5 protein-coding genes and 1 pseudogene are annotated in these 6,277 nt (G+C 39.3%); 3 read left to right on the plus strand and 3 right to left on the minus strand.

What is annotated here, in order from left to right:
- Position 1 precedes the first annotated feature (1 nt).
- A complete protein-coding gene (locus tag FTU71_RS07000) occupies positions 2 to 1,327 on the minus strand; it encodes a TolC family protein (protein ID WP_035269736.1) in 1,326 nt (441 codons plus the stop codon).
- 48 nt (positions 1,328 to 1,375) lie between these two features.
- Entirely contained in the window at positions 1,376 to 1,789 is a 414-nt protein-coding gene (locus FTU71_RS07005; RefSeq protein ID WP_225530251.1) for a cation efflux protein, CzcI-like, read from the minus strand.
- Between the two features lie 1,033 nt (positions 1,790 to 2,822).
- On the opposite strand from FTU71_RS07005, the gene FTU71_RS07010 reads away from it, so the two are divergent.
- The 3 genes from FTU71_RS07010 to FTU71_RS07020 are packed head-to-tail and all read left to right on the plus strand — an operon-like array spanning position 2,823 to position 5,944.
- Entirely contained in the window at positions 2,823 to 4,688 is a 1,866-nt protein-coding gene (locus FTU71_RS07010) for a copper resistance system multicopper oxidase (RefSeq protein ID WP_104988058.1), read from the plus strand.
- Entirely contained in the window at positions 4,675 to 5,013 is a 339-nt protein-coding gene (locus FTU71_RS07015) for a hypothetical protein (RefSeq protein WP_004897649.1), read from the plus strand. The genes FTU71_RS07010 and FTU71_RS07015 overlap by 14 nt, the downstream gene beginning before the upstream one ends.
- Positions 5,000 to 5,944, plus strand: a complete 945-nt coding sequence (locus tag FTU71_RS07020) for a copper resistance protein B (RefSeq protein ID WP_154320112.1) — start codon at positions 5,000 to 5,002, stop codon at positions 5,942 to 5,944. Before FTU71_RS07015 ends, FTU71_RS07020 begins: the two co-directional genes overlap by 14 nt.
- A 204-nt stretch (positions 5,945 to 6,148) precedes the next feature.
- Here the strand turns inward: FTU71_RS07020 and FTU71_RS07025 are convergent.
- A pseudogene (locus FTU71_RS07025) lies at positions 6,149 to 6,277 on the minus strand (IS1 family transposase); the annotation flags it as partial.

Raw genomic sequence — 6,277 nt, forward strand, 5'->3', positions numbered from 1 at the left:
TTTATCGTGCTCCCCCATTGATTAAATTTTGCGATGCTTCGACTGCCTTTTTATTCAGTTGTGTATAGGCATCCGAACGGCTAATTTCTTCATAACTTGTGCCAATACTGAGTGCCTCAGCTGCGAGGGCAGTTTGCCAAGCTTGACGTAGAATTTGTAATTGACCCAATCGAAGATTCTGCAGTTGGGTGGTTGCTTGTTGAACGTCGGTAATGGACAGTTTCCCTGCCTGAAACCCTTGTAAAGTACGGCTCTGAACTTTGGTCGCCAAAGTAACTTGTGCTGTTGTGGCATCGAACTGGCTACGTAAACCTTTGAGCTGATGCATGCTGTTGGCAATATTGAGTATTTGTTGCTTCAGCTCACGCTGCTGCTGTTGGTTCAGCAATATTTGCTGTTGCTGGACCATCGGGATCGCATATTGCTGGCGGTTGAAAATATTCAGTGGAATAGCCACGCCGATTGCCAAAGTCGTATCGTTGCTTTCATTAGGGGTTTTGCTACGTTTCATGCCTACATTTAAAGTCGGATTGGGACGTGCCTGAATTCTTAAATTTTCAATTTGATGATCCGATTGCTGAATGTTCAAGGCATAGAATTTTTCTAGCCACCCTTCAGCAATATACCGTTGCACAGTTTGGAGACTTTGCTCTGGCCAAGGGATAGCGGTTTTATTCAATTGAAGATGTGAAGATGTTTCTCCCCCCCACAAATTAGACAGCTGACGACCGGCAGCTTGTTTATTCAGCATCGCTTGCTGATAAAGTCGTTGGATTTCTAGCGCTTCAATTTGGGTACGCTCAAAATCAACCAGGGCAATACTGCCTGCCTGATAGCGTTTCTGGGCACTGTCCAGATTGGCTTTACTTGTTTTTAACTGTACTGAATAAGCAGACTGCTCAACCTCAGCAAGTGCAAATTGCGACCATGCAAATTTAACAATCAGTTGGCTTTGTGCCTTCCATAATTGCTGTTGCAATTGGATTTGTTGATTCGAGGTATTGGCAATCACCCGGTTCAGCTTACGCTGACCAAATAGATCTAGAGGTTGACTAACGCCAACATTGAATTCCTGTTCTTGACCTGAGCCAAAGCCAGACTGTTCTAAACTTATACTTGGATTCTGCCATAACCGACTTTGCTGAATATTCAATTCAGATATTTGCTGAACTTGTTGCCACAGCTTGTCTTGAGTCTGGTAACTTTGTACTTTTGCTAAAGCGGATTCAAAGCTGGTAACGTTTTCAGCATAGCTATATTGCATAGCCGCTGCACATATACAAGCAACCAAGCTATGACGCAAGAGTATAATTGATTGTGAAGACATGATTTTTCCCACTTATTTAAATAATAAAAGTGGTGGGAATGTTTTAGGCTACCCCACCATGAGCGGGGAAAATTCGGGAGGTGGGCTTTGTTGAAACAGGTCAGGAGCCTGATAGCTGTTTTTCCAATGAAATTGTGGATTCACTTTAACTTCAGAGCTTGGATGAAACACATCTACTTTTTCATTTTGTACAATCAAATGCGTCATCGATGGTAGATGATCTTGATGATCTTCACCGATTTCTAAATCGCTACTGAATGTTTTTATGTTTTCTGACTGTCCATTATGATCGTGTTGACGACTATCGCTGGCACACAAGGTATTTTGGTGATGACCAAAATGATAACTCTGCTGTGATTGAGGCTGTTGTTCATGGACACAAAAGGCCGCCGCCACATTCCAAAAGCTTTGGAACATGAACAATCCAACCAAGACTGTAATCCATGTAGTAGAACGCATCATCATAACAATCGAAAAATTTGTACCAAGTATAAGGCTTAGAGCCACTCCAAGGTCAAGCTTAATAAATTAAATTAAACATTCAATGAACACTGAATAGCCGGCACTTTTGCAAATTTACCTTGTCTCTATAAGCTCACATCAATTTCAGGTAAGAATAACAATAGATAGTGAACCGTACCGGGTTTGTCGGAGACTTTTTATTTAAGTTAGGCCACCGGTAATCCTCCCATAAATAACCGAAGTTAAAAGTAGAGGTACACATAAGTTAAAATTTTATAGAATTGCTTGAGTTCAAAATCTCTAATTAGCATGTATTGAAAACATGAATATTTATCTAAAAAGAGAACTATTTAACATCATGGCTGTTATACGCAATAAAAAAACCTGGGCACCAACCCAGGTCTAAAATTTAAAAAACAGATAAATATCAGTGCAATAAACTCATTTTTCTAATTTCGCATAACGTGTATTATGTTAATTTTAGAGAAACTACTAAATTATATTGGGTTGTAAATATTTGAAATTCCGTTAAGATATTTTGGATTAAATTCTATTCCTAGATAGCATTCGTGTTGACTCATCTCTCCAAAAAACTTTGGTTTTGTTTTCTTATGGTTTTTGCCATAGGATGGAGTAGTGTGTCTGTTGCATCAGTAAAGATAATGCATATCAATATGCAAACTGAAATGAGCCAAGATCATTGTTTAGATCAAGCACAGCAAGTCACTCAACATGGTATTAATCACGAAGTACAGACGAATACCGATTGCCATAATCATTTAGCTCTTAATCAGAATATAGATCACAAAAAGTGTCAGGAATGTTCTAGCTTATCCTGCCAGACACAGATCTCATGTCTTCATTCTTTGCAAAGCTCGCTAGATCCCCTAGATACCTTCTATTCTATAGATCAGCCTAATTTTTATTACCCCAACCAATATCTAAATGGGTATTGGCAAGAAATTTCACGTCCTCCTAAAACTTAACCATTTTTTTTAAAATTTATTTATTTTTCAAAAATTAAGGTTAAGTTATGTCTCATAAAATTAGTTCGTACCTATTAGCAGGTATTTGTTTTGCATCGTCGCCTTTGGTTTTTGCCGAAGTGCGTGAATATCAGCTTGTTATTGATGAAGCAGTGGTCAGCCCAACTGGAAAGCCTGTAAAGCGCATTACCGTAAATGGTCAATTTCCTGCGCCTTTGCTTGAGTTTGAAGAGGGTGATGAAGCCATCATTCGCGTGAAAAATAATTTAAAAAACCAAGATTCTTCTATTCATTGGCACGGACTGTTGTTGCCGGGCATTATGGATGGTGTACCGGGATTTAATGGTTTTAACGGTATTAAGCCTCAAAGCGAGTATGTTTATAAATTCAAGATTCGCCAAAGCGGGACTTATTGGTATCACGCTCATTCTAAAGGACAGGAACAGGACGGCTTATATGGTTCTTTTGTGATTTATCCAAAAGGTAAAACACCATTGGCAGCACATGAAAAAGCTGAACGTGACTATGTGGTGATGTTGTCAGATTTTCATGAAAAAACCAGTGATCAAATTCAGAAAGATCTTAAAATTTCAGCTGAATATTATCAAGATCAGCGTGAAACCTTGGGTGATGTTTGGAAGCAGGTTAAACGTGATGGCATAAAAGCGACATGGTCTGACCGCAAAATGTGGAATCAGATGCGTATGCTAAAAACCGACATGTCGGATGTTACAGGTTATACCTTCCTCATTAATGGCAAAACACCTGAACAAAATTGGACAGGAATGTTTAAACCGAATGAAAAAATTCGCCTACGTTTTGTGAATGCATCTGCGATGTCTTTCTACGATGTCCGTATTCCTAACTTGAAAATGACTGTGGTCAGTGCTGATGGTCAGCCTGTAAAACCTGTTGCTGTGGATGAGTTTCGTATTGGCACAGCTGAAACTTATGATGTGATTGTGGAGCCAAAAGGCGGACATTATCAAATTGAAGCTGAGTCAATTGACCGTTCAGGCTATGCGATTGGTACACTGCACAATGAACTAAATCCTATGACACATGGCATTCATATGCCTGCACCACGTCCACGCTCACTTTTGACCATGGAAGATATGGGACATGGTGGTGGTGATCATGCAGGAATGGATCATTCGAAAATGAACCACGGCAATATGCAAGGCATGGATCACTCGAAAATGGATCATTCAAAAATGAACCATGGCGATATGCAAGGCATGGATCACTCGAAAATGGATCATTCAAAAATGAACCATGGCGATATGCAAGGCATGGATCACTCGAAAATGGATCATTCACAGCATGGCACAGCAAAACCACAAGAAAATGATCAAGTGGTTTATGGTTGGGCAAATGCATCTACACCTGCGGGCAATAAAGCCTTGCAATATAGTGATTTAAAATCTTTAGAACCGCAAAAAGATACTCGTGAAGCTAGCAGTGAATTAGTAGTGCGTTTGGGCGGTACTATGGAGCGTTATATTTGGACGATTAACGGTAAAAAATTCAGCGATGCTGAGCCATTAAAAGTGAAGTATGGCGAGCGTATCCGTATCAAATTTATTAATGACAGTATGATGGCGCACCCCATGCATTTACATGGCATGTTTATGCAGTTGGAGAATGGTCAAGAGTCGGTAGATATGCCGAATAAACACACATTGATTGTACCACCGGGTAAAACAGTCACTGCTTTATTAACTGCGGATGAGTTGGGCGAATGGGCAATCCATTGTCATTTGTTGTATCACATGAGTGCAGGAATGATGAACAAGTTGATCGTGGCAAATGTTAGCGATGAACAAGTGTCTACAACGCCAATTCAAGGTACAAATTCGACTCAAACTCACCAAGTAACTGAGCAAAAAGGAGCTGGACATGCACATCACTAATTTTGTATTTAAAGCGTTTTTTTCTGTTGCGGTATTGAGTTTAACAAGCTTAAGTTTGGCGCACGAAGGGCATCATTCAACTGCTCAGACTGATGGAAAAAATGTACCATCAATGAATCATCAAGCGATGTCTGAGATGGATCATTCACAGCATTCTCCACAAGAGCATGCACAACACATGCAGATGATGGGGAAAATGAATCATGCTGCACATTCAGCACCGATGAACCATCAACATGCAGGTCATCAGCCAATGCATCACAAATCAACAGAGAAACAGCAAGATCAAAAAGTACAGAAAGGAGATCAACATGCGCACCATTAATCTTTTTTCTAAAACTGTTTTAGCAAGCTCTTTGTTGATGGTCAGTGCAGTGAGTTTGGCACATAATGGTGAAGATCATAGTGCGCCTGAAAAAATGACAGTTGCTACATCTTCTAGTCAAAATCAGCCGATGCAAATGGATCGCTCTCAAATGAACCATAGCCAAATGAATCAGGCACAACATCAGGCAACATCTACGGTTAATCATTTACATCATGTACCAGATGCGAATGCTCAGCAGAGTTCGCATTATGATCATCGCTCAGAACACGGTGCGCAAATTTATGCGATTACGACAGTGGACAATAAGTGGCTTGTCAATGAAGATGGCACAGGTGATTTAAAGTCAGAGTTTGAAACCCGTATTGGCACAGATGAAAATAAGCTTTTTATTAAAATTCATGCCGATAAAGAAGAATCGCATGATGCACATTATGATGCCAAACTTTTATATAGCCGTATGATTTCAGACTTTTGGGATGCACAGATTGGTGCACGTTATCGTAGTGAAAAAGTTGAACTCAATGATCATCGCAAAGACACCGAAGAAAATGTTGATGCGGTGATTGGCTTACATGGTATGGCGCCATATTTCTTTGAAACTGATGCTTATCTCTATGCGGGAGAAGACAATTATGCGGGCTTTAGCCTAGAAACGGAACGTGATTTTCTGATTACGCAAAAGTTGATTATTCAACCTTATTTAGAGTTGGATGCTATCTTTAGTGATGACTCTAAATATGCGAAAAAAACTGGTTTAAGCAGTGCAACCGCAGGGTTTGAAACTCGCTATGAAATCAGTAAAAAGATCATGCCTTATATCGACATTGCCTATGAGTATTCAAAAGGTAATGATGAAACGTCGTGGCAAATAGAATCAAACTCTGAGAAAGGTTGGTTATATGGAGCTGGTGTTAGATTTAGATTTTAATTAATTTAATGATTACTAAATAGCTTTATTTAAATAAAACTCTAGCTTAATGTGGCCGGAAGCAAAATGTTAACTTATTTTGCTTCCTTCCATTTAACATAATGGCTGTTATACGAAACGAGAGTGTTAGAACCCATTTAAAGTGTCTATATTCTCACCAATAAAAATGTCCGGTTTCTCCGAGGTAAAATATGACTTTTGAACAAAAATAAGCCATTGTTTATTCTTTTTATTTCCAACAAAATTCCAGAACTCATCTACTTCGAGAGATTCATAATGACTTTGCTGAGGCTGAATTTCATAGGTTGATTCAGTTAAAGTACGTAAAACTTT

The organism is Acinetobacter sp. YH12136 (assembly GCF_013418545.1).
Lineage (GTDB): Bacteria > Pseudomonadota > Gammaproteobacteria > Pseudomonadales > Moraxellaceae > Acinetobacter > Acinetobacter towneri.